23 protein-coding genes are annotated in these 23,000 nt (G+C 57.2%); 2 read left to right on the top strand and 21 right to left on the bottom strand.

The features are described from left to right. Window positions 1-4 precede the first annotated feature (4 nt). The 18 genes from R3F64_RS17640 to R3F64_RS17555 form a co-directional block, all read right to left on the bottom strand. Window positions 5-406, bottom strand: a complete 402-nt coding sequence (locus tag R3F64_RS17640) for a type IV pilin protein (protein WP_329608995.1) — start codon at window positions 404-406, stop codon at window positions 5-7. A 95-nt stretch (window positions 407-501) separates the two neighbouring features. Then, the gene (ispH, locus tag R3F64_RS17635) at window positions 502-1,482 is read right to left on the bottom strand and encodes a 4-hydroxy-3-methylbut-2-enyl diphosphate reductase (RefSeq protein ID WP_085920112.1); all 981 of its coding nucleotides are present in this window, start codon (window positions 1,480-1,482) and stop codon (window positions 502-504) included. 62 nt (window positions 1,483-1,544) lie between these two features. Beyond that, window positions 1,545-1,991: an FKBP-type peptidyl-prolyl cis-trans isomerase gene (gene fkpB, locus R3F64_RS17630; RefSeq protein WP_085920111.1), complete on the bottom strand. Its 447-nt coding sequence runs from the start codon at window positions 1,989-1,991 to the stop codon at window positions 1,545-1,547. Window positions 1,992-2,016: 25 nt separating this feature from the next. Beyond that, window positions 2,017-2,547, bottom strand: a complete 531-nt coding sequence (gene lspA / locus R3F64_RS17625; protein ID WP_085920110.1) for a signal peptidase II — start codon at window positions 2,545-2,547, stop codon at window positions 2,017-2,019. After that, on the bottom strand, window positions 2,540-5,371 hold the full coding sequence (ileS, locus tag R3F64_RS17620; protein ID WP_332612837.1) for an isoleucine--tRNA ligase: 2,832 nt from the start codon (window positions 5,369-5,371) through the stop codon (window positions 2,540-2,542). Before ileS ends, lspA begins: the two co-directional genes overlap by 8 nt. 7 nt (window positions 5,372-5,378) lie before the next feature. Continuing rightward, window positions 5,379-6,416: a bifunctional riboflavin kinase/FAD synthetase gene (gene ribF, locus R3F64_RS17615; RefSeq protein ID WP_085920108.1), complete on the bottom strand. Its 1,038-nt coding sequence runs from the start codon at window positions 6,414-6,416 to the stop codon at window positions 5,379-5,381. 91 nt (window positions 6,417-6,507) lie between these two features. Beyond that, the gene (gene murJ, locus R3F64_RS17610) at window positions 6,508-8,085 is read right to left on the bottom strand and encodes a murein biosynthesis integral membrane protein MurJ (protein ID WP_199284018.1); all 1,578 of its coding nucleotides are present in this window, start codon (window positions 8,083-8,085) and stop codon (window positions 6,508-6,510) included. An 80-nt stretch (window positions 8,086-8,165) separates the two neighbouring features. Beyond that, window positions 8,166-8,432, bottom strand: coding sequence for a 30S ribosomal protein S20 (rpsT, locus tag R3F64_RS17605; RefSeq protein ID WP_066316664.1), 267 nt, complete (start codon window positions 8,430-8,432; stop codon window positions 8,166-8,168). Between the two features lie 265 nt (window positions 8,433-8,697). After that, window positions 8,698-9,453 (bottom strand): amino acid ABC transporter ATP-binding protein, encoded by a 756-nt coding sequence (locus R3F64_RS17600; protein WP_199284019.1) that lies wholly within the window; start codon window positions 9,451-9,453, stop codon window positions 8,698-8,700. Continuing rightward, entirely contained in the window at window positions 9,450-10,118 is a 669-nt protein-coding gene (locus R3F64_RS17595; RefSeq protein ID WP_233337283.1) for an amino acid ABC transporter permease, read from the bottom strand. The genes R3F64_RS17600 and R3F64_RS17595 overlap by 4 nt, the downstream gene beginning before the upstream one ends. Before the next feature lie 68 nt (window positions 10,119-10,186). Next, window positions 10,187-10,957, bottom strand: a complete 771-nt coding sequence (locus tag R3F64_RS17590; protein WP_332612832.1) for an amino acid ABC transporter substrate-binding protein — start codon at window positions 10,955-10,957, stop codon at window positions 10,187-10,189. A gap of 141 nt (window positions 10,958-11,098) precedes the next feature. Then, window positions 11,099-12,760: a methyl-accepting chemotaxis protein gene (locus tag R3F64_RS17585; RefSeq protein WP_332612830.1), complete on the bottom strand. Its 1,662-nt coding sequence runs from the start codon at window positions 12,758-12,760 to the stop codon at window positions 11,099-11,101. A 176-nt stretch (window positions 12,761-12,936) separates the two neighbouring features. After that, window positions 12,937-13,128: a hypothetical protein gene (locus tag R3F64_RS17580; protein ID WP_332612828.1), complete on the bottom strand. Its 192-nt coding sequence runs from the start codon at window positions 13,126-13,128 to the stop codon at window positions 12,937-12,939. 16 nt (window positions 13,129-13,144) lie between these two features. Then, on the bottom strand, window positions 13,145-13,492 hold the full coding sequence (locus tag R3F64_RS17575) for a hypothetical protein (protein ID WP_332612826.1): 348 nt from the start codon (window positions 13,490-13,492) through the stop codon (window positions 13,145-13,147). Between the two features lie 99 nt (window positions 13,493-13,591). After that, window positions 13,592-14,797 carry a FliC/FljB family flagellin gene (locus R3F64_RS17570; protein WP_332612824.1) on the bottom strand — a complete coding sequence of 402 codons (1,206 nt, stop codon included), beginning with the start codon at window positions 14,795-14,797 and terminating at the stop codon, window positions 13,592-13,594. 239 nt (window positions 14,798-15,036) lie between these two features. After that, complete coding sequence (fliD, locus tag R3F64_RS17565; RefSeq protein WP_332612821.1) at window positions 15,037-16,437, bottom strand: flagellar filament capping protein FliD; 1,401 nt, start codon at window positions 16,435-16,437, stop codon at window positions 15,037-15,039. 212 nt (window positions 16,438-16,649) lie between these two features. Beyond that, window positions 16,650-18,002 (bottom strand): flagellar filament capping protein FliD, encoded by a 1,353-nt coding sequence (fliD, locus tag R3F64_RS17560; RefSeq protein ID WP_332612819.1) that lies wholly within the window; start codon window positions 18,000-18,002, stop codon window positions 16,650-16,652. A 204-nt stretch (window positions 18,003-18,206) separates the two neighbouring features. Further along, window positions 18,207-19,523 carry a UDP-glucose dehydrogenase family protein gene (locus R3F64_RS17555; protein ID WP_332612817.1) on the bottom strand — a complete coding sequence of 439 codons (1,317 nt, stop codon included), beginning with the start codon at window positions 19,521-19,523 and terminating at the stop codon, window positions 18,207-18,209. Window positions 19,524-19,697: 174 nt separating this feature from the next. On the opposite strand from R3F64_RS17555, the gene R3F64_RS17550 reads away from it, so the two are divergent. Both R3F64_RS17550 and R3F64_RS17545 read left to right on the top strand, forming a co-directional pair. After that, window positions 19,698-20,054: a hypothetical protein gene (locus R3F64_RS17550; RefSeq protein ID WP_332612815.1), complete on the top strand. Its 357-nt coding sequence runs from the start codon at window positions 19,698-19,700 to the stop codon at window positions 20,052-20,054. Between the two features lie 282 nt (window positions 20,055-20,336). Beyond that, entirely contained in the window at window positions 20,337-21,362 is a 1,026-nt protein-coding gene (locus R3F64_RS17545) for a serine hydrolase domain-containing protein (RefSeq protein ID WP_253026401.1), read from the top strand. A gap of 5 nt (window positions 21,363-21,367) precedes the next feature. Here the strand turns inward: R3F64_RS17545 and R3F64_RS17540 are convergent, their stop codons facing one another. The 3 genes from R3F64_RS17540 to R3F64_RS17530 are packed head-to-tail and all read right to left on the bottom strand — an operon-like array spanning window position 21,368 to window position 22,959. Then, entirely contained in the window at window positions 21,368-21,925 is a 558-nt protein-coding gene (locus R3F64_RS17540; RefSeq protein ID WP_253026403.1) for a YqhA family protein, read from the bottom strand. Window positions 21,926-21,953: 28 nt separating this feature from the next. After that, window positions 21,954-22,547: an exopolysaccharide biosynthesis protein gene (locus tag R3F64_RS17535; protein ID WP_253026405.1), complete on the bottom strand. Its 594-nt coding sequence runs from the start codon at window positions 22,545-22,547 to the stop codon at window positions 21,954-21,956. After that, window positions 22,540-22,959, bottom strand: coding sequence for a TerB family tellurite resistance protein (locus tag R3F64_RS17530; protein ID WP_442908840.1), 420 nt, complete (start codon window positions 22,957-22,959; stop codon window positions 22,540-22,542). The genes R3F64_RS17535 and R3F64_RS17530 overlap by 8 nt, the downstream gene beginning before the upstream one ends. Window positions 22,960-23,000 lie beyond the last annotated feature (41 nt).

Raw genomic sequence — 23,000 nt, 5'->3', positions numbered from 1 at the left:
CGTCCTACCAGCACTCATCGGGTGCTTGCGTGCCCTTGGCATTCAGGGTCAACGGCGCATCGCAGCCATCATCCTGGCCATTCCTGGCCGTTGCCGTCAACGTATAACCGCCGTCTCCATCCTCACTGGAAAAACCAATGGTATAGTTTTGCTCAGGTGACTGTGTCGTTTCCAGACAGCTAGCGGCATAGGCATAAGTGCGCGTGTAACACTGCTCCAACTCAGACGATGCCTGCATGAGCCCGGCGTGGGCGTCGGTGCGCAGCGATTTTTGCGCGTAGCGGGTATAGCTGGGGTAGGCAATGGCCGCCACGATCCCGATGATGGCCAGCACAATCATTAATTCAATAAGGGTAAAGCCGCGCTGGCCGTGGCGTAACGAGGGCGGATGAGAAACGTAATGCACGCGGCGTTGCTCCTGTATTGGTTGGCTCATACCATTTCAGTATGTCGCAAACCCATACGCTTTGCATTACGTAGCCTTAGATTAGCTTCTAGGAATTAGCCGCTGGCGATCACCTGCTCGCGCAGCTCCCGAGGCATCGAGAAGGTGATCGTTTCTTCGCGGCCAAGCAGTTCCTGGGGCGCGGTGGCCCCCATGGTCTGCAGGCGTTCGATGACGCCCTTGACCAGCACTTCCGGCGCGCTCGCCCCGGCCGTTACGCCGATGCGGTTGATGCCATTCAACCACTGGGGCTCGATCTGCTCGGCGTTGTCGATCAGGTAAGCAGGCGTGCCCATACGCTCGGAAAGCTCGCGAAGGCGATTCGAGTTGGAGCTGTTAGGACTACCCACCACCAGCAATAGATCGCTATCGGCGGCCAGTTCACGCACGGCATCCTGACGATTCTGCGTGGCGTAGCAGATGTCGTCCTTGCGTGGCCCCTGAATCTCGGGGAATTTATCGCGCAGCGCATCGATGACCTTGGCGGTGTCATCCATCGACAGGGTGGTTTGCGTCACGAAGGCCAACTGAGTCGGGTCTTTAACGTCCAGCTTAGCCACATCATGCTCGTCTTCCACCAGGTAAATGTGCCCGCCTCTGGCCGTATCGTAACGCCCCATGGTGCCCTCGACTTCCGGGTGACCCTGATGGCCGATCAGGATGCATTCCTGGCCGCGCTTGGCGTAGCGCAGCACTTCAAGATGCACTTTGGTGACCAGCGGGCAGGTGGCGTCAAAGACTTTCAAGCCGCGCTCTTCGGCTTCCTGCTGTACCGCACGAGAGACCCCGTGGGCAGAGAAAATCACGATCACGTCATCGGGCACTTCGTGCAGTTCCTCGACGAACACCGCGCCGCGCTCGCGCAGTGTTTCCACCACAAAGCGGTTATGGACCACTTCGTGGCGGACATAGATCGGTGGCCCAAACACATCCAGCGCCCGGTTGACGATATCGATTGCACGGTCGACCCCTGCGCAAAAACCGCGCGGGTTGGCCAGTTTGATCTCGATAGGGTGTGTTTGCTGCTGTGATTGCATAAGTCGCGCCTTGATGCTGAGCACCGTTGGATAAATATCGTCGCCTGTCAGTAGGTGGTCTCTCAGTGCGTCGTGACCGGCTTCACGTCGAGCACTTCCACCTCAAATGTAAGGGTACGCCCCGCAAGAGGATGATTAAAGTCGACCTCGATCCGGTCGCCCTCGATGGTTTTGACCACGCCAGGCAATTCCGTTCCCGCTTTATCGGCAAAAGACATCACCATACCAATCTCGGGTGTTTCATCACCGAAGTCGTCACGCTTCAGCGTTTGAATATTCTGTGGGTTGTGCTGGCCAAACGCATGTTCAGGGGTAATCTCGAAACTGCCCTCTTGCCCCGCGGCCATGCCCTTGATCGGGTGCTCAAAGCCGGGCGGCAGATTGCCATCGCCATACTGAAAGGTAGCGGGCACTTTCTCTTTGGTCGAGTCGACCACCGTGCCGTCTTCCAGCTTGAGCGTGAAGTGCAAGGACACTTCCATACCGTCGTCAATTAAATAGTCGCTCATTGCGTTACTCGCTTTTGAAGGGAGGTTAGGACTGCTGGGCTTTTTTGCGTCGCCGCTCGCCCACCACCGACTCCCAGATTAGCCCGGCAGCCCCCAGGGTAATGCCGATATCCGCCACGTTAAATGCCGGGTAGTACCAGCCCGCCGCGTGAAAAGACAGAAAGTCGACCACATAGCCGTGGACCAGCCGATCAAAGAGATTGCCCAACGCCCCGCCGATAATCAGCGGCAGCGCCACGGCCAGCAGCTTTTCATCGGCCTTGATCCGCGACAGCCAAATGCTCAGCCCGATGCTTGCGCCAATCGCGATAATCGCAAAGAACCAGCGCTGCCAGCCGGGATGGTCAGCCAAAAAGCTGAACGCCGCCCCTGGGTTATGCAACAGCGTAAGGTTGAAAAACGGCAGCACTTCCACCGGCTGGGCGTAGCTCAACAAACTGCTGGCCAGATACTTGGTCGCCAGGTCCAGCACGACCACCGCTGCCGCCAGCCACAGCCAGCGCAGCGGCCGGTGCATCGGCGGCCGCTGTGGACGCGTGTTGGTCGCGTTAGGCATAGTAACGAATCTCGCCGCTGCCTTCGGGAAGGTTGCTGATACAGCGGCCGCATAAATCGGGATACGCCGCATGAGTACCTACGTCGGGGCGATGGTGCCAGCAGCGCTCGCACTTGGTGTTCTCGCTTTGCGCCACCGCCACCTTCAGACTTTCAAGCTCGGTGGTTTCAGCATTCTGGGCCTCAGCCAGCGGTTTAAGCGTTACCTCACTGGTCAGCATCACAAAGCGCAGTTCATCGCCCAGCTTGGTCAGCGTCGCGTTGAGCTCGTCGCTCACGTAAAGCGTCACCTCGGCGGCCAAGCTTCCCTTGATCACCTTGGCATTACGGGCATCTTCCAGGCACTTGTTCACTGCGTGCTTGACCTCCAGCACCTGCTCCCAGAAATCACGCCCCATCGCGGCGTTATCATCCAGCGTTTCAAGGCCGGTGTAATAGGTTTCCAGCAGGACGCTGTCGCCACGCTCACCGGGAATGTGCTCAAAAATCTCTTCGGCAGTGAACGACAGGATCGGCGCGACCCAGCGAGATAGCGCTTCCACCACGTGGTAAAGCGCGGTTTGCGCGCTGCGCCGGGCCAGCGAATCAACCTGTGTGGTGTACTGGCGATCCTTGATCACATCCAGATAGAAGCCGCCCAGCTCACGGGCACAGAAACCATGCACCTGCTGGTAGACATCCAGGAAACGGTACTCGTCATAGGCGGTGTCGATACGCCCCTGCAACTGCGCGGCGCGATCAACTACCCACTGATCCAAGGCCAGCATGTCACCAAAAGCCACCTTATCCGTCGCCGGGTCAAAGCCGTTGAGGTTGGAAAGCAGGAAGCGCGCAGTGTTGCGAATACGCCGGTAGACGTCCGCGGTACGCTTGAGAATTTCGTCCGAGACCGCCATTTCGCCGGAGTAATCGGTCGAAGCTACCCAGAGGCGCAGAATGTCAGCGCCCAGCTTATCCATGACCGTTTGCGGAACGACCACGTTGCCAATCGACTTGGACATCTTGCGGCCCTGGGCATCCACGGTGAAGCCGTGGGTCAGCAACTGGCGATACGGCGCGTGGCCGTCAATGGCTGAACCGGTCAGCAGCGACGAATGGAACCAGCCACGGTGCTGGTCGGAACCTTCCAGATACAGATCCGCCCGCGGGCCGCTTTCATGGCCGTGAGGATGCGATCCACGCAGCACGTGGCGGTGGGTGGTGCCAGAGTCGAACCATACGTCCAGCGTGTCGGTCACCTTGTCGTAATCAGCGGCTTCGGCACCCAGCAGCTCCGCCGGGTCGAGCTTGAACCAGGCATCGATACCTTCCTGCTCGACGCGCTTGGCCGCTTCTTCCATCAGCTCAACGGTGTGCGGGTGCAGCTCGCCGGTCTGCTTGTGCAGGAAGAACGGAATCGGCACGCCCCAGTTGCGCTGGCGGGAAATACACCAGTCCGGGCGATTGGCGATCATGCTGTGCAGGCGCGCCTGGCCCCAGGCAGGGGTAAACCTGGTCGCTTCAATACCTTCCAGGGCACGCTCGCGCAGGGTTTTGCCGTCTTTGCCCTTGATATCCATGCCCACAAACCACTGGGCGGTGGCACGGTAGATCACCGGCGTTTTATGCCGCCAGCAGTGCATGTAGCTGTGGGTGATCGGCGTGTGGGCCATCAGCGCGTTCACCTCGCGCAACTTTTCGACGATATGCGGATTGGCCTTCCAGATCATCTGGCCGCCGAAGAACGGCAGGTCGTCCGCATAAACGCCGTTGCCCTGCACCGGGTTGAGCATGTCGTCAAATTCCATACCGTGCTCGCGGCAGGTAATGAAGTCATCCATGCCGTAGGACGGTGCGGAGTGGACAATACCCGTGCTGCCGACTTCCGCCTCGACGTAATCGGCAAGGTACACCGGCGACAGGCGGTCATAGAACGGGTGACGGAAATTGATCAGATCCAGCGCCGCGCCCTTGGCGGTGGCAACCACCTCGCCGGTTAGGGCATAGCGCTCCAGGCAGCTTTCGACCAGATCTTCCACCAGCAGCAACAGGCGCTCGCCGGTATCGACCAGCGCGTAGGTGAACTCGGGATGGACGTTCAACGCCTGGTTGGCGGGGATGGTCCAGGGGGTGGTGGTCCAGATCACCACCGCGGCGGGCTTGGGCAGCGCGTTCAAGCCAAAGGCTGCCGCCAGCTTGTCAGCGTCTTCCACGGGGAAGGCGACGTCGATGGCATCCGACTTCTTGTCGGCGTACTCGACTTCCGCTTCAGCCAGTGCCGAGCCACAGTCAAAGCACCAGTTCACCGGCTTCAAGCCCTTGAACACATAGCCCGCGTCGACCATCTCCGCCAGCGCGCGCATTTCGCCCGCTTCGTTGGCGAAATCCATCGAGCGGTAGGGGTGATCCCAATCACCGATCACGCCCAGACGCACAAAGTCGGTCAGCTGGGTTTCAATCTGCGCCCCGGCATACTCGCGGCAAAGCTCGCGGGCGTGATCAGGTGCCAGGTGCTTGCCGTGGGTAGTTTCCACCTTGTGCTCAATGGGCAGACCGTGGCAGTCCCAGCCCGGCACATAGGGCGCGTCAAAGCCTGCCAGGTTCTTCGACTTGACGATAATATCTTTAAGGATCTTGTTGACGGCGTGGCCGATATGAATGCTGCCGTTGGCGTAGGGAGGGCCATCGTGGAGCACGAACAGCGGCGCCCCCGCGCGTTCTTCGCGCAGGCGCTGATAGAGGTTCATATCCTGCCATGTCGACACCCGCCCTGGCTCCTGCTTGGGCAGCATGCCGCGCATGGGAAAGTCGGTTTCTGGCAAGTTTAGCGTGTGCTTATAATCCATAGTCCGGTCAGCCGTCGTTATCTTCGGCGGAATCGCCCGCCAAGGAGGAATCAGAAGATGCGGTCTCTCGCCCGAGCGGGGCCGAGGCCAGCGGGAATGTTGCGTTGTTGCCAGCAGCGGCGGTCGCAAAGTAGCGCCGCGCCTGACGCTGATCGCGCCCAATCTGCGCTTTCAGCGCCTCGATATCGTCAAACTTGACCTCGCCCCGCAGCCTCGCACAGGGCACCACCGTCATGCGCTGGCCATACAGATCACCTGAGAAGTCGAACAGGTGAACCTCCAGGGTCGGCCGCGTGGCACCCACCGTGGGCCGAAAGCCGACATTGGCCACGCCCAAATGGCGCTCGCCGTTTTCCAGCTCGCCAACAACGGCGTAAACCCCGCGCAGCGTGAGCGGCTGGGGCAACATCGGCAGATTGGCAGTGGGTACGCCAATGGTGCGGCCCAGTTGCTGGTCACGCACCACCCGACCGTCCACCGAATAGGGGCGACCCAGCAGGCGGGCGGCGGCGGTGAAGTTGCCGCTGGCCAGCAGTGTACGCACCCGCGAGCTGGAAACGCGCTCGTCGTCTACCGTAAAGGTGCGGGTATGCTCAACGCCGAAGCCCTGTTCGCGGCCCACCTCCTCCAGCAGGGTAAAGTCGCCGCGCCGGTCGCAGCCGAAGCGAAAGTCGTCGCCGACCACCAGGTGCTTTACGTTCAGCCCGTCGATCAGTACCTGGTCAATAAACTCACGCCCGGTGAGGCTGCGCAGCGCATCGTTAAACGGCAGGCACAGCACCTGCTCGGCACCGTGGTGCCCCAGCAGGCGGACCTTTTCACGCAGCCGCGTCAGCCGGGGCGGCGCCTGGTCACCGGCAAAAAACTCGCGCGGCTGGGGTTCAAACACCACCACGGTCAGTGGGCCGCCCAAGCGCGCGGCGTGCTCGCGGCATTGCTGCAAGATCGCCTGATGGCCGCGGTGTACCCCATCGAAATTACCGATGGTCGCCACGCAGCCCCGCGAAGACGCCGTTAAATTGTGCAAACCTCGAATGACCCGCATGGCACCTCAGCCGTTGCTAGCCCGCTCACCCGCTCAAGAAGCAGGCAGCAAAGCCACCGATTATAACGAACCTGGCCGCTGTCGTGCAGCGTCAGGCGCGCATTTTCAAATGCCGCACCCGCAACCCCAGCGCGCCCAGCCAGGCAAAGTAAAGCCCTGCGCCCAGCGCCACCAGCCCCGACACCCAGGCGACCCGCTGCCACAGGCTCATGGCAAGCCAGGTTGTCCACTCGGGGGCAATGGCGTACAGCGCAATACTCATCAACGCGCAACCGCCTAAAAGCTGCACCGCAAAGCGCCCCCAGCCCGGCTGAAACACCAGCACGCCTTCCTTGCGCAGCAGGTAACCGAGCAGCCCGGCATTCAGGAACGCCGACAGCGCCGTGGCCAACGCTAACCCGGCGTGGGCCAGCGACCAAACCAGCATCAGGTTGAAGGCCATATTGGCGACCATGGCAAAGATGGCCACCTTCACTGGGGTCTTGGTGTTCTGGCGGGCAAAAAAGCCCGGCGCCAATACCTTGATCAGCATAAAGGCCACCAGCCCAACGGCGTAGGCGCGCAGGCTCATCGCCGCCATCTGGATATCGGTATCGGTCATCGCGCCGTAATGGAACAGCGTGATCAATAGCGGCTCCGCCAATACCACCAGCGCCAGCGCGGCGGGCAGCCCCAGCAGCAGCACCATGCGGATTGCCCAGTCGAGCATGGCGGCAAAGTGCGCGTTTGACTGGTCAGCATGGCGCTTGGAAAGCGCGGGCAAGATCACCGTGCCAATCGCCACGCCAAACACACCCAGCGGGAGCTCCACCAGCCTATCGGAATAATACAACCACGACACGCTACCCGCGGCCAACAGCGAGGCCAGCACGGTATCCAGCAGCAGGTTGATCTGCGATACCGACACGCCAAACAGCGCCGGCCCCATGAGCTTCAATATTCGCCGGACGCCGTCATGGGCCAAGTTGGGCCATGGGGTGGGCATCAGCCCCAGGCGCAGCAAAAACGGCACCTGAAACACCAGTTGCGCCACCCCGGCGATCAAAACCCCCCATGCCAGTGCCATGGCGGGTTCTTGCATCAAGGGCGTGAGCAACAAGGCCGCGCCGATCAGCGACAGGTTCAACAGCACCGGGGTAAATGCCGGGACCGCAAAACGGTTCCAGGTGTTCAGCACGCTACCGGCAAAGGCGGTAAGCGAAATCAGCAGCAAATACGGAAAGGTCAAGCGCAGCATGTCCGCGGTCATGGCGAGCTTTTCCGGGTCGCGCCCAAATCCCGGTGCAAACAACCAGATCAACCAGGGCGCACCCAGCATCGCAAGCGCGGTAATCAGCGCCAGAATCGCGGTCAAACTGCCCGCCACGGCATTGAGCAGCTCGCGAATTTCCTGCTTGTTGCGCTGGGTCGAGTACTCGGAAAGCACCGGCACAAAGGCCTGGTTGAACGCACCTTCGGCAAACAGACGGCGCAGAAAATTGGGAATCTTGAAGGCCACGAAAAACGCATCGGCCCCGTCCCCCGCGCCCAGTAGCGCCGCCACCACCACGTCGCGCGCAAGCCCCATGACCCGCGACAGCATGGTCATGGCACTGACAATCAACCCCGAGCGCATCAACCCTCTTCCCGGGGGCTGCTCCTGACCTTCCTGCTGCGAATTCGTGGTCATCGCCTTCGCTATCCTTCCCTTGGCAATCCACAGACACAAAAAAACCGGCCGCAGCCGGTTTTTTTAAGGCGCCTGCCGGCTTACGCCGCCAGTGCTTTAATACGCTTGTTCAAGCGGCTTTTCAGACGTGCGGCTTTCTTCTTGGAAAGGACGTCTTTATCAGCGATGCGGTCGATGACCGGCTGCGCCACCTTGAACTCTTCCATCGCCTTGCCATGGTCGCCAGTCTTAACCGCTTTGAGTACGCGCTTAATATAGGTACGGACCATGCTGCGTTGGCTGGCTTTCAGGACACGACGGTTCTCGGCCTGGCGGGCGCGCTTGCGAGCTTGCTTGCTGTTCGCCACTGGTATCTCCTTGGAGAATAAGGTTGCCACTAAAGGGCAACGGATTAACTATGTGTTCGTCGCGAGCCGAGACGGCCAATGCGACGCTTCCGTAACAACCAATTGTTTTGGCGACAAATTTTGTGCAATAAGCCGACCAAAATAGTGTAGCGAGCAGTTCAATTCAGCTGCCCGCTCACGGGTCTTGTCTGAGAGGATGGCATAGTCTATCACGCAGAATGCGGCCTTGCTAGCAGTAGTCACTCGGCACGATAGCGCAGCCGCCTTACGGCGCTGACTGTCCCATGGGCGCCAAAATCTTGCGCAGAAAGTGGCGCGTCCGTTCATCCCTTGGCGCGGTAAACAGTTCCTCGGGTGGAGCCTGCTCGACGATACCGCCCTCGTCCATGAACACAACCCGGTCGGCTACCTCCCGGGCGAACTGCATTTCATGGGTGACCACGATCATCGTCTGGCGCTCAACCGCCAACTGCTTCATCAGGCTCAAAACTTCCTCTACCCACTGAGGATCTAGCGACGACGTGGGTTCATCGAACAGGATCACGTCAGCGTTAGCCGCCATGGCTCGGCCAATGCCCACGCGTTGCTGCTGGCCGCCTGACAGCGACGCGGGGTAAGCATCCGCCTTATCAGCCAGGCCGATGCGCTCCAGTATTTCTCTGGCCCGCGCGTGCGCCTTGGTTTTCGGCAGCTTGTCCACCACGATCATCCCCTCACTGATATTATCCAGCGCGGTCTTATTGGCAAAAAGGCCGTAGTTCTGGAAGACAAACGCCGTGCGGCGACGCAGCGCCAGAATATCGGCCCGGCTGGCGCGTTGGGTATCAACGTTTAAATCGCCCACCTGCAAATGCCCGGCATCCGGTTTTTCCAGGAAGTTAATACAGCGCAGCAGCGTTGACTTGCCCGTTCCGGAAGGGCCGATAATCACGATAATCTCGCCCTGCGCGAGGCTCAGGTCAATGTCCTGGAAGACGGTATGTGCTCCAAAGCGCTTGGTAATCCCTTGCAGCGAAATCATCGTTGGTAGGCCTTATTAAGATAGCTTTCTAACCGACGCTGCCCCCAGGACAGCATTTCCACAATGACCCAGTAGATCACTGCGACCAGTAAAAACGCCTCTAAATAGAGAAAGCTGCCCGACGCTTCTTTTTGCGTGGCGCCCATCAATTCTGTCACCCCCAGCGTAAAGGCCAGTGAGGTCGCCTTGATCATGTCAATGAAGTAATTCATCAACGTCGGCGTCGCCACACGGGTTGCCTGGGGCAGAATAATGCGGCGCATCAGTTGTGACTGGGTCATGCCGATGGAAAGCGCGGCTTCGGTCTGGCTGCGATCAATGCCCACAATCGCCGCGCGAATCGACTCGGCCATATAGGCCGAGAAGTGCAGTGTCAGCCCCAACACGGCGGCAGCCACGCCGGTAATCGCGATCAACGAACTAAACAGCTGCGGCAAGCCATAGTAGAAAAGAAACAGCTGAACCAGCAGCGGTGTACCGCGGAAAAACGAGATAAACAGCAGCGAAAGCCCATTTAAAAACGGCACTTTCGACACGCGAATCACCGCCAGCAGACACGCCAACACCAAGGCAAACAGCATGGCAATGGTCGCCATTTGAAGTGTGAGCGGCAGATAGCGCAGCAGAACCGGCAGCAATCCCCACATATACTCAAGGTCAAGCATAGCAATATCGCTTATAAGCAAACGGCCGTGGCAATGCCACGGCCGCGTAAAACGGAGTCACCCGGCCGTTACGGCTGAGTGATATCAGTATCAAACCACTTTTCCGATATCTTGCGCAGCTCACCGCTCTCGCGTAGCTCTGCCAGGGCATCGCCAACCCGGTCGCGTTGCGCACGGCCCGCTTCGTCATCACGAAACGGCAACGCATTCTGGATGGTCGAGAAAGGCTGGCCCGCCAGCTCTAAAGGCAGGCCTTTCTCCTTGATGACCTGGGTCGCACTCACGCGATCCATCACAAATGCCTCTACCCGCCCCAAGGCCACATCCTGTTCAATGTTGGACTCATAGGTGCGAATATCGATTTCATCGGCATTGGGCTGTTCACGCAGCAGTTGCTCATAGTTAGACCCCAGGTTCACCGCCACGCTTTTGCCGGATAAATCTTCGACACCTTCAATAGTGTCATTCCCAGCCTTTACCACTACCTGTGCACCGTCATACACATAGGGTTCCGTGAACACATACTTGGCTTCACGCTCTGGGGTAATGGTGATCTGGTTGGCGATCGTATCAATACGCCCCGACTCCAGCATGCCCGCCAGACCCGAGAAGCTAGCCGTCACGAACTCGATGTCATCACCAGTAATCTCGCCAACGGCGTTCATGACATCTACCTCAAAGCCCTTGAGCTCGTCCTGCTCCACAAAGGTAAAGGGGAAGTAACCGCCCGACATGCCAACGCGGAGCGTATCGGCCTGGGTCATGGCGGCAAACACGCCACTGGCAATGCTCAGTGAGAGTGTGGCAAGGGTAATCGTCAGTTTGCGTGTCAGTCGCATGGTGGTAATTCCTGTTGGATAGCTAAAAGCACTAATGACGTTATCTTACCCTTGCATCAACAGCGAATAAAAGAATATAAAAGCTGTTTTTTATTCCCCAATAATCTTTTGTGATGGCAGGGAACGTCTTCGACAGTTCATCTAAAAAGCTTCCCACTCAGGTTCGTTTCTTTTCGTGTTGCGTTGGGGCGCCTGCTGAGAGGCAGGCGGCTTAGGTAGTGACGGCGACGCAGTGCCTGTGGCATCACCACTGAGCTTGAACGCATCCACCAGGCGGGTGAGACGGTTGGCTTCCTGCTGAAGCGACGCAGCCGAGCCGCTGGTTTGCGATACCAGCGTGACGTTCTGCTGCGTGGCGGAGTCCATCTGCGTCAGCGCCGTACCCACTTGCTGAATGCCGGACTCCTGCTCGCGCACGGCCAGTGAAATCTCGTTCATCAGCCCTGACACCTGGCGGATGGCCTCTACCGTATCCTGAATCCCCTCGCCGCTGCGTACCGCTTGCTCGGCACCGCTGGCGATACGCTGGCTGATATCCGTTATCATCTCACGAATCTTTTTGGAGGAATCCGCGCTGCGACTGGCGAGATTGCGCACCTCGCTGGCCACCACCGCAAAACCGCGGCCATGCTCACCCGCGCGCGCCGCCTCGACCGAGGCATTGAGCGCCAGAATGTTAGTCTGAAAGGCAATCGAGTCGATGACTTCGACAATTTCGCCCACCTTGCGCGAACTGGTCTCGAGTTCACGCATCAACTCCACCGAGTGCTGAACCTCTTTGACGCCTTTCTCGGCTTTTTCGGCGGCTTGACTGGAAAGCGTATCGGCATTGCTGGCCGACTCACTGTTCTGACGCACGATCGAAGACATCTCTTCCATGCTGGACGCCGTCTCTTGCAGGGCAGACGCCTGCTCCTCGGTTCTGGACGCAAGGTCCTCGCTGCCGGAGGCAATCTCGTCCGACGCCACATTGACATTGCGGGCACCGTCGCGCACCGCCTGGAAGCTTGTATCCATGCGCGCGATAAAGCCATCGAACTCCCGTGCCAGCTCACCAATCTCGTCGCGCCGCTGGCTATCAATACGCGCGGTAAGATCGCCCTCCCCCTCGGTAATATCGCGAATGCGCCCGCTGACCTGGCGAAGCGCCCGGGACATCAGGTTCGGCCCCATCAAGGCAATCACCAGCGTGGCCAATAACACCAATGCCGTGAAACCCATTACCCAACGCTGCTGAACGGCCACTGCCGCCAGTGTTTCTTGCTCCAGCGCCAGGCCACGCGCATCGGCGCTTTCCCCGGCAATGTTGTAAAGCTCCCGCAACGAATTAAAGGCCGCTAACGAGTCGCCTTCCAGTTGCGCCTCAGCGGCGTCAAGCTCGCCGTCTGCATGCAGGTCGAAAACACGCTGAGACGCCGCCTCCCATGCCGCGTAACGATCCTCGAACGGCTCAAGCCCCTCGTTTACCTGTGGATACGCCTCCAGTAGCCCCAGGAAGTCATGCATCCGGTCATACGCCTGCTCGGCATTTTCGCGGTAATCGTCGTACTGAGCGCTTGCCCCCTCACTGCCCGGCGCTTCACGCAGTACTTCAAGTTCGGCCACCCGTGCCTGGTAGAGGTCGCGGTCCGCATTGAGCACCGCTGAAACGGCCGGGTTAAAGGAGCCACTGAACGCCGTCATGCGTTCACGCATCGACTGGACAAGCAGGCTATCGACCACCACGACGCCCAGCAGCGACAGGGCCACCAGGATAAACGCCAGGGTGTATTTCACATTGATCTTATGGAGTTTTTCCAGCATCGCATCAGCCTTTGAGTTGTCATCTTTATTATGGTGATAGCCAACCCTGGCAGAATGTTGCTGTGTCCTGTCTTTCTACTATCGGCTTCGATCCGGTGGTCTTTAGCACACGGTGCCGAGAAATGTTGCATTCAATAAACGTTGTATCCGCCTGGGGAGAAAACGCGGCGGCGACGCTAGCCCAACATCGCGCGGGTATGCTCGCGCTGCTGCTTTATGGCGGAATCAACAATGTCTAGCAGGGCTTGAAAGTCTTCGGGGAATATTTGGTACAAGCCGTGGGATTCGGCAAGCTCAATTGTCGCTTGGGTATCGCGAATCAATGCTTCCAACTTCTCCGCGACGCGTTCGTGTTCATCTGGGCTCATGGAAGGCTTGCTTGCGTTATTGGCCTTGCTGTAAACGCTGCACGCGGTCATATAACGCCTTGGCACTGTCCACCGCAACGGTTTCGTGTTTATCCAGAGCAAGCATGCCATCTTGTCGCTCGTCACTGATGACTGATTCCAATTCGGATTGGTAGCGGTTTAGCAAGTGTTGCAGATTCATACGAATCATTGTTAGCTCTAACTCGAACTCTATTTTCAGGTTTTCGTTTCGATGCTTGTCATCAGGTGATTGGCTTGCCGTGATCATGGCTTCAAGGGTGTTGTTAATCTGCCTTTCCAGAGCGTTGAGCCTGGGGATTAAATCGTACATCACCTCGCGAGCAGAGATGCTTTTTTGACTCATTGGATCACTTCAGCCTATAACGCTTGCCGGTTTATCTCATAAAAAACGGGGCACTGCAGCCCCGTTATATATCGATCCATCATCCCATTGGCTAACCAATTAACCCAGCAGAGACAAAACGTTCTGCGGAATCTGATTGGCCTGGGCCAGTACAGAAGTACCTGCCTGCTGCAAGATCTGGTTTTTGGTCATGTCGGCCACTTCAGATGCATAGTCAGCATCCTCGATACGTGAACGGGCAGCAGAGAGGTTAGTCTCGTTGGTACTCAGGTTAGTGATGGCATCTTCAAAGCGATTCTGGACAGCACCCAATTGACTACGTTGCTCGTCAACCGCAGCAAGTGCATTATCAAGTGTGTCTAGAGCATCACTTCCGCCATCAATAACGGATACTGTTTCTGCTGCAGTGGTTAGTGTAGTGGTAGAATCATAGGCTAGGGCTAGATTGCCACCAGACAATTGCTCACCGATATTGACAGAACCATCACTTTCAAAGGTGACCGCGTATGCGCCTTCGGCAGTACCAGCAGTGTCGTCCCTTAGCGCATAAGCTGTATCGCCATTATCTTGGGTGTATTCCACAAGTTCTGCACTGTTTGTGAAGGCAGTGTCGATGTCTGTGAAGCTATTACCAGTTGAAGTATCTGCACCAGTAAACAAAGTGCCCAAATTACTAGCGTCAACTGAAGTCGTTGCAGCTGCTGAAGAGAGTACGTCGAAACCTTCAGCATCTGTTGTACGGTTTTCACCACCCACTTGCGCTAAAGTACCTGCTGCAGTAGTTCCGTTTGCGGCCTGCAAGTTCCAACCATTCTGAGAGTTAATGGTAACATCAATGGTCTGATTATCTTCAGAGCCCACCTGAATACTGATATTAGTTTGGGCACTCTGATCTAGTACTCGTGTACCGTTAAAATCAGTTTCTTTAGCGATACGGTCAATTTCTGAAAGACGCTGGTTTACTTCCTGCTGAATGGAGTCAATATCAGAAGCGGAGTTGGTACCGTTCTGCGCCTGAACGCTCAGCTCACGGATACGCTGCAAGTTATTATTGATCTGGTCAAGACCACCTTCAGCAGTTTGCGCGATGGAGATACCATCATTAGCGTTACGCTGTGCCTGCCCCAGACCGGTGATCTGAGAAGTCATACGGTTGGCGATTGCCTGACCCGCCGCATCATCCTTGGCACTGTTGATACGCAAGCCAGAACTCAAACGCTCCATTGAGGTCTGTAGGCCATTTTGCGATTCACGCAGGTTCTGCTGGCCGATCATTGAGGTGATGTTGGTATTGATCACTGACATGGTGTGATTCTCCTTGCTTGGACACTGGCCTAGAAGGCCCGCTTTTCGGCCACTGTGTGTGCCGTTATTTTAATTAACGGCACGGCGGGGAGAACCTTTAGGGTTAATGCTAAAAAAATACCAAAATACGCCAGAAAAATGTTAACAAACGTAAGCTTGCCGCTTGCTGCCATATTGAGACGCAAACAGGGCCTTTCGGCCCTGCGGGTAACGCCTTTGCTGAATGGCTAGTGACGGGATTAATCTCGGCCTAGCTGAGCGTCCAGGGCGTCAAACTGTTGCGTGAGGTAGGAACTGGTACTATTCATCTGAGCAATCATGGCATCCAACTGGCCGAACTGGGTGCGGTAGCGGGAAATAGTTTGCTCAATGGTATTCTCCATACGCTCGTAACGCTCACCCAAACTATCGATGCGGTTTTCTGCGCCGTTGATCGCACCACCCAGAGTACCGTTTTTGCTCATCAGTTGCTCAAGCGTCGTGCTCAGGCTGCTGGCCAGACCTTGAGAGGCATCGTTGCCTTCCACACCGGTAAAGAAGTCGCTCAGGGCATCCGGGCTGTTTTTGGCTAAGTCACTAACGGCGGCATCTTCCATTTTCAGAATACCGTCGCTCTGCATGGTAATGCCTAGCTGAGTGAGCGTGGCAAGCTCTCCGCCCGCCACGCCACTGGTCAGCACACTACGCATTCGGTTTTCAATGGTACGTACGGTGCTATCGCCGACCAAATCCGCCGCTACACCTGTCTCGCTGTTAAAATTGGTCGCGGTGCCGATGGTGCTTTTTACATCATTGAAGGCTTTAACAAAATCGCCAATCGCTTCGCGCACTTTTAGCGTGTTACGTTCAACCATTACAGTGCTGCTGGCGGTTTCGCCTGTTCCCAGGCTTAACTCCCCCAGATTCAGCGTCACGCCTTGAATGGCGTCTTCAATCGTATTGCTGGGGCTAGTAATTGCAATGCCATTAACCGTCAGCGCAGCATCCTGGCCACTTTGTGCGGTATCGCTGGCGAATGGTGGCGTGGCAACGGCGGCACCCCCCGCATCCACAAAGCTGAAGCCGGTTACCGAAGTGTCCAAGCCTGTTTCGCTGGAGCTAAGGGCCAGGCGGTAGCCTTCGCCATCAAAAATAACGCTGGCGCTGACACCCGCGTCATCGTGGGCGTTAATCGCATCACGAATGTCTTCCAGGCTGCTGCCCGCGGCTACGTCGATGTTAACGCTTTCCTGGCCTGCAAAATCGAGCCGTAGCTGGGTGGCACCACCCATATCGAGAGGGGCATCGCTTTCAGTATCGATCAGTCGTTGAGAGGCCAGCGTCCCGGCGGTGGCAAGCGCAGTAACCTCTACCCGGTAGCTACCGGGCATGGCATCCGCGCTGGTGGTGGCCGAAACCTCGTCACCGCGCACGTTGGCCGAAAGGCTCTGGTAGAGTTTGGGATCATTCAGCGCATCAACCGCATCCTGGAATTTATCCATGGACGATTGAATTTTGCCGTAGGCGGAAATCTTGGCTTCCTGCTGTTCCTGCTGGCGGACAATCGGTGCGAGCTTGCCGCGCTCGGCATCGTTCAACTGGTCCAACAGGCTGTTGAGGTCTAGGCCTGAGCCAATACCGAGAGAGGTAATCGTTGCCATACTGGGAGTCCTCAGTAAAAGGCTAAACCTATCCATTGCACTGCGGGCTACTCACACCACGTCAACGCAAAATTTTAATAAAAATATTATCGGTCAAAGTGAGCGCAACTTTAGCGCTTTTTTATTGATTTAGGTATTTATGGTGGCCTCAATCCACAAAAAACCTGCACGAAGCAGGCTTTTCAAATGCAACTTGCTGTATTGACGGCGTGTTAGCGACCCAACTGAGCATCCAGTGAATCAAACTGCTGAGTCAAGTAGTTACTAGTCTGGTTCATTTCGGCGATCATGCCATCCAATTGACCAAACTGGGTGCGATAGCGGTCGATGGTCTGGCCGATGGACTGCTCCATGCTGGTGTAGCGACGCTCGAGCGATTCAATACGGCTTTCACTGCCGCTGATCGAGCCAGTGACGGTACCATTGGAGCTCAGCATCTGCTCCACAGCGGTATTCACCTGACCCGCCAGCCCCGGATTATCGCCACTGCCCGCGAAGAATTCAGATAGCGCTTGTTGGTCGTTAGCGACGACGTCATTTAGCTTGTCAGTATCCAGCGAAAGCGTACCGTCAACCTCAAGCGAAATGCCGACCTGGCTAAGCATCGAGAAGCCATCGCCCTCTTGCGCCACATCGCCACTCAGCACGCTGCGCATGCGAGACTCAACGGTACGAACCGTGCTGTCACCATTGAGTGGTCCAGCCTGCCCGGTCTCCTGATTGAAGTTGGTCAGCTCGCCTGTTGACTCTTTCAGCGCGTTATACGAATCGACAAACGACGTGACGGCTTCACGCACGGCAAGAGTGTCCTGCTCTACCGCAACGGTGCTATCGCCCTCGCTTTGCAGGTTCAGCGTAACGCCTTGAATCGCACCCTCGACCTGATTGGTCGGGCTGGTGATATCGATGCCGTTGACGTTTAAAGCAGCGTCGGTGCCATCCTGCAATGTATTTGCTGTATCAGCAGCGAACGGGGCGGCATCGCTAAACGTGAAGTTACTGATAGACGCATCCGCCCCGGCTTCCCGAGAGCTTAGTGCCAGCCGGTCTTGGGTACCATCGTTGATGATAGTGGCATTGACCCCCGCGTTTTCATCCGCGTTGATGGCATCGCGGATATCTTCCATCGAACTGTCGGCGGCGATGGCAACCGTCGTTTCACTGCCGTCGCCAAAGGCGAACGTTATATCCTGAGCAGCCGTGGTAATTGCCGCTTCCGCATCGTCTACACCCTCGGAGGCCAACGTACCCCGCGTGGCCAAGGTATCCACGGTAATGTTGTAACTGCCGGGCATGGCCGTTTCATCGGCGGCAGCGCCCACTGATTCGCCACTGACATTGGTCGACAGGCTCTCGAAGAGGGAACCGTCAGCAAGTGCACTCGCCGAGTCCTGGAACTCGGAAAGCGCACTCTCCAACTGCCCATAGGCCGATATTTTGGTATTTTCGGTTTCTACTTGTTGCTCAATCGGGACAAGCTTTTCGCGTTCAGCGTCTTCAAGCTGATCGAGCAAGCCGTTCAGGTCCAACCCTGACCCTATACCGAGAGAAGAAATAGCACCCATACGCTAACCGCCTTTTTTTAAACGAGTGAAGCAACCGTTTCATTTACGCCCATCCACTACACCTGGCTGGGCTACCGTGTTGCTAACGTTAAATATGTTTATTTCATTACTGATTACTTGGTGACTCGGCCGATAAAGCACAACCTTGAACATTCTAGTCAATTTTTAAGTACCAAAATGTAACCAAGCGTGTGCGAGTGCACGCTATCGCCCCACCCCCCGATACGTAAGCCCCGCTGCCTGGGCGGCGCTTGGTGTAAACAGGTTGCGTCCATCGACTACCACTTTATCGTTTAGCTGGCTGGCCAGCCATTCCAGATCGACGCTGCGAAATGCTTTCCATTCGGTGCAGATCACCAGGGCATCCGCGCCTTTCACTGCCTGGATGCGGTCGCCGGCGAGCAGCAAGTCGTCGCGCTCGCCATAAATCCGGCGACATTCAGCCATGGCTTCAGGATCGAAGGCCTGCACCTTGGCGCCTGCCTGCCAGAGCGCTTCCATCAGCGTGCGACTGGGCGCTTCACGCATATCGTCGGTATTGGGTTTGAAGGCAAGCCCCCACACGGCGATGGTTTTACCCGCCACATTACCCAGTGATGTTTGCAGTTTGGTGAACAGCGTCTGTTTTTGCTGCAGGTTGACCGTTTCCACCGCACTGAGCAGCGCAGGCGTATAGCCCAACTGGCGGGCGATGCGTTCCAGGGCCTGCACATCTTTGGGAAAGCACGAGCCGCCATAGCCGCAACCAGGGTAAATAAAGTGATAGCCAATACGCGGGTCGCTGCCGATACCCCGGCGCACGTCTTCGATATCCACGTCGAGGCGCTCGGCAAGATTGGCCATTTCGTTCATGAAGCTTATCTTGGTGGCCAGCATGGCGTTGGCGGCGTATTTGGTCAGCTCCGCTGCGCGCACGCTCATGAACATCAGTTTTTCGTGGTTACGGTTATAGGGCGCGTAGCATTCGTGCATGCGCTCTTTTACCCGCTCACTTTCAGTCCCGACGATAATTCGTGCGCCGCGGGTAAAGTCCTCAATTGCGGCGCCTTCTTTCATGAACTCAGGGTTGGAGCACACATCAAAGGGCACATCGACGCCACGGGCAGCGAGGGTTTCGCTGATTGCCGCCTGCACCTTCTCGGCGGTACCCACCGGCACGGTGGATTTGTCGATCACAAGCTTGTAATCATTCATGTGCTGACCGATGGTACGCGCGACATCCAGTACGTAGCGGAGATCAGCGCTACCGTCTTCATCCGGCGGGGTGCCCACGGCGATAAACACCAGCTCACCATCGCGCACGGCTTGCTCGGCGTCGGTGGTAAAGCTGAGCCGCCCGGCGTCGACATTGTGCGCCACGATATTGCTGAGGCCCGGCTCGAAGATGGGCACTTCACCGGCATTCAACTGGGCGATCCGCTCGGCGTTGACGTCCATGCAGGTGACTTGATGGCCGACATCGGCCAGGCAGGCGCCTGCGACTAATCCTACGTAACCGGTTCCAAAAACACTGATATGCATGCCGCGTTAACTCACTCATCAATACGGGTGGCGAAATTTATAACGAGCTTATCACGTCGCTCAGGCTTTGATGACGGGGCGTGGCAGGAAAAACATGGGATAGACGTTGGTCTAATATCGACTTTCGTTTATAATGCACTGCAGCAGCTCGACATTGAGAACAGAGCGTTGAACATGCGTTTTCAGACGCTCAGTGCTGCCCGGCTAACGCATCAGGAGAAGGAAATGCCCAGCGACATGTCCACTGCCAATCACGTTCAGCGCAGTTTACGCCAGTGTTTGGCCGTCGTGGCCGAGATGCTTTACGACAACGGTCATGTGCTTGAAACCATCACCCTGACCAAGCGCGGCCTGAGCAGCAAGGAACTGCAGTTGCTTAGCCAGAACGCGCCGGACTGGACCACCTGCCAGCAGGTGTTGGAAACCAGCCAGGCAGCGACCCGCAACGATCAGGGGCGGTTTGTATTGACTCCCATGGGGCGCGAATTGATGTTTGATATGTTCGGGGAAGGCGCAGCGGACTGCGCCTGAACGAGCCCTGAAACTAAAAGCAATTGATTAGCGGATACCGAGAAAAGACAGGATAAACAGCACGACCACTACCAGTCCGATGATGTAGATAATATTTCTCATAAATGCACTCCTTGCGAATTGCGTGGTTAAAAAGCAATCTATTGCTGGCCCGTTCAGACTAGCAGGCCTTCCCGGGTTTTGCGTATTCAAGAGGTTGGCTACCCCCTCATTTATCTGGACGGGCTGGAACCCTTGCATAGCGTCGGGTTCAAACAGTGACCTGTTTGCCGAGGTTTCACCATGCGCTTGTTGATGTCCGCCGTTTTTTTCGCTGCCACGTTTATCCCCTCCGCCCTTAATGCCCAACCGACGTCTCCCTCACCGCCCAAGGCTGATGCGCTCAGCAACCTGAGCGACGACGCCCGCGGTTATTCACGCTTGCACAGCATCGTGGTGGCCCACCAGGGTCGGATCATTCACGAGCACCATCAGGGTGGCCCTGGGGTTGACGCGCCCGCGAACATCAAGTCGCTCTCGAAAACTGTACTGGCGGCGCTGGTGGGAGCTGCTATCGAAGAGGGGATTATCGAATCCACCGATCAGACGCTGGTGTCGCTGCTCGGCAACCATGTGCCTGAAGGGGCGGACCCCGAGGTTGCCGATATCACTGTGAGTCATTTGCTGTCTTTACAGGCAGGGCTTGAGCGCACATCCGGCCAGAATTACGGCGCCTGGGTGGCCAGCCCCAACTGGGTAGCCGATGCGCTGACACGGCCATTTGTCGACCGCCCCGGCGGGCGCATGCTGTATTCCACGGGTTCCAGTCATCTGTTGTCTGCCGCACTGACCTACACCAGCGGTGAGTCCACCTATACATTGGCCCAGCGGCTGTTGGCGGAGCCACTGAATATTGCCATTCCCCCCTGGCTGCAGGACCCTCAGGGGATCTACTTCGGCGGTAACGATATGCAGCTCTCGCCGCGTGCGCTGGTGGCAATCGGCGAGCTGTATCGCAACGACGGTGTCGTCGTTGATGGCAACGGCAACGAACAGCGTGTACTGCCGGAAGGCTGGGTCGAGCGCTCTTGGACGCCGCGGGGCACCTCGCGCTGGACGGGCGACGGTTACGGCTATGGCTGGTTTATCACCCAGTTGGGCGGCGAAGACGTCTATTACGGCCGCGGCTTCGGCGGTCAGGCGCTGTTTGTGGTCCCCGAGCGGGCGTTAACCATCGTCATGACAGCTGACCCAACGCCGCCCTCGCCCGGCGGGCAGTTTCAGGAACGCCTGAATGCCATGGTGGCAGATCTATTAACGCACGGGTAAGTCGACTATTCCTTTTTGTGTCCCAGGCTCATCAGGTAGAGCGCAGCGGCCAGGGCGAGTACTGAAAGCGCCAGGTAGATCGCCTCCAGCGGGGTGGCGAAGCGGATATCCACCACAGCGCGGAAAAACTCAATAATCACCGCGAGAATCACCACGCGGGCGATTTTATCCTTTAGCTGATCGAGCGATGCGACGTTGAACGGATGATGAGGATAGCGCGCTTCCGCCTGGTCAATACGCGATACAAACAGCCGATAGATGCCTAACCCGAATATCATCAACACGATGGCGATCAAATAGATATCCACGGCGATAATGATATCGGGCACCAGGCTTTCATGGATATCGACGCTGCTGTCCACGAAATAGTAGTGCAGCGTGCGCATCACGACCTTGAAGATATCGACCGTGCCCACCGCGAACAGCATGACCGCGCCGATCAGACTCGGCACCACGGCCAGCATGACCAGAAACCGGGAGTTCCATAGTGCGGTTTCGACTCGCCGCTCCCAGCGACCTTGCTGTTCGGGCGGTTTGGGTGGCGTCGGCGGGGTATCGATCATGGTCGGTTCCTTGTTGTTAGCGCAAAAATTAAAGCAGGCCAACGAGAATGAGTGTGCAGGTGATGCCAAACAGCGCAAACCCCAGCACCAATGCAGCGCCATCCCGCGCGACTAACCCGAGGCCCAGCAGCGACAGCGCCAGCCCGGCGCCGTTGGCAGAAAAGGGAATAAACTCCATGGGGGGCATAGCCAGAGCAATCAACAGGCACACAAAGGCCGTCACGCGGATGCCAATATAGCCGGTTAACCACGGCAGGCGAATCCGCAGCAACCCATCAATCCAGCGGGCGGGCTTTTTTAGATAATAAATGCCTTTATCGAACTTATGGCGTGAAATCGAGCGCTTGAGCATCCAGTTGGGTAGCCAGAAGGTCTCTCGCCCGGCCAGCAACTGCACCGATACCAGCAGCACCAGCAGCGCCATCAACGTGGGCATGCCGGGAATATCGCCAATGATCGGTGCCAGCGTGATCAGCCCCGTCACCAATAACAGGGGACCAAAGGAGCGACGCCCCACGGCATGCACCACATCGTCAACGCTGACTCGCTGAGCGTCCTGCTCCATGCGCTCCAACGACGCAATTAGATCCATTAAAGTCGAGCCTTCGCGACGATCACCCATTCTGGTTTGTACGCTCTTCGGTTAATAGTTTGGTGCGAATAAAATCGCTGTGGCTGACGTGAAGCAGATCCGCCAGGCGCCGAATACGGTGTTCTTCAAGAGCATCGACGCTACCGTCGGCCCAGGCCAGTTGCCACATCAACGCCACCAGTTCGCAGCGCTGGTCGTAGCCGTAGTGATCCTTGATCAGGCTGACAAACTGGTAGTGGTCGACCGCGTCTTCCACTTCGTCCCGCGCCATAGCCATCAGCTCGTCAACATCGGCTTCACTGAGCTGGTAGCGCTGAAGCAGCATTTCCCGCAGCGCTGTTAGCTCGGCGTCGCTTGTATCGTAGTCGGCCCGGGCGATTTCAAACAGCAACGCGGCCGAAGCTAGGGAGACTCTGAATAAGTCTCCGAAATCAGCGATAATACGGCCATCGTCAACTGCCTAGGATTCATTACCGCATGGAT

It is taken from the genome of Halomonas sp. 5021 (assembly GCF_036663435.1).
Classification (GTDB): domain Bacteria; phylum Pseudomonadota; class Gammaproteobacteria; order Pseudomonadales; family Halomonadaceae; genus Vreelandella; species Vreelandella janggokensis.
The sequence above is the reverse complement of the archived record's forward strand: the minus strand, read 5'-3'. Positions and strand labels throughout refer to the sequence as shown.

Coding starts and splice junctions, on each gene's coding strand:
- ispH (WP_085920112.1), bottom strand. CDS start 1,482: ATGCAATCACAGCAGCAAACACACCCTATCGAGATCAAACTGGCCAAC.
- fkpB (WP_085920111.1), bottom strand. CDS start 1,991: ATGAGCGACTATTTAATTGACGACGGTATGGAAGTGTCCTTGCACTTC.
- lspA (WP_085920110.1), bottom strand. CDS start 2,547: ATGCCTAACGCGACCAACACGCGTCCACAGCGGCCGCCGATGCACCGG.
- ileS (WP_332612837.1), bottom strand. CDS start 5,371: ATGGATTATAAGCACACGCTAAACTTGCCAGAAACCGACTTTCCCATG.
- ribF (WP_085920108.1), bottom strand. CDS start 6,416: ATGCGGGTCATTCGAGGTTTGCACAATTTAACGGCGTCTTCGCGGGGC.
- murJ (WP_199284018.1), bottom strand. CDS start 8,085: ATGACCACGAATTCGCAGCAGGAAGGTCAGGAGCAGCCCCCGGGAAGA.
- R3F64_RS17600 (WP_199284019.1), bottom strand. CDS start 9,453: ATGATTTCGCTGCAAGGGATTACCAAGCGCTTTGGAGCACATACCGTC.
- R3F64_RS17595 (WP_233337283.1), bottom strand. CDS start 10,118: ATGCTTGACCTTGAGTATATGTGGGGATTGCTGCCGGTTCTGCTGCGC.
- R3F64_RS17590 (WP_332612832.1), bottom strand. CDS start 10,957: ATGCGACTGACACGCAAACTGACGATTACCCTTGCCACACTCTCACTG.
- R3F64_RS17585 (WP_332612830.1), bottom strand. CDS start 12,760: ATGCTGGAAAAACTCCATAAGATCAATGTGAAATACACCCTGGCGTTT.
- R3F64_RS17580 (WP_332612828.1), bottom strand. CDS start 13,128: ATGAGCCCAGATGAACACGAACGCGTCGCGGAGAAGTTGGAAGCATTG.
- R3F64_RS17575 (WP_332612826.1), bottom strand. CDS start 13,492: ATGAGTCAAAAAAGCATCTCTGCTCGCGAGGTGATGTACGATTTAATC.
- R3F64_RS17570 (WP_332612824.1), bottom strand. CDS start 14,797: ATGTCAGTGATCAATACCAACATCACCTCAATGATCGGCCAGCAGAAC.
- fliD (WP_332612821.1), bottom strand. CDS start 16,437: ATGGCAACGATTACCTCTCTCGGTATTGGCTCAGGCCTAGACCTCAAC.
- fliD (WP_332612819.1), bottom strand. CDS start 18,002: ATGGGTGCTATTTCTTCTCTCGGTATAGGGTCAGGGTTGGACCTGAAC.
- R3F64_RS17555 (WP_332612817.1), bottom strand. CDS start 19,523: ATGCATATCAGTGTTTTTGGAACCGGTTACGTAGGATTAGTCGCAGGC.
- R3F64_RS17550 (WP_332612815.1), top strand. CDS start 19,698: ATGCGTTTTCAGACGCTCAGTGCTGCCCGGCTAACGCATCAGGAGAAG.
- R3F64_RS17545 (WP_253026401.1), top strand. CDS start 20,337: ATGCGCTTGTTGATGTCCGCCGTTTTTTTCGCTGCCACGTTTATCCCC.
- R3F64_RS17540 (WP_253026403.1), bottom strand. CDS start 21,925: ATGATCGATACCCCGCCGACGCCACCCAAACCGCCCGAACAGCAAGGT.
- R3F64_RS17535 (WP_253026405.1), bottom strand. CDS start 22,547: ATGGGTGATCGTCGCGAAGGCTCGACTTTAATGGATCTAATTGCGTCG.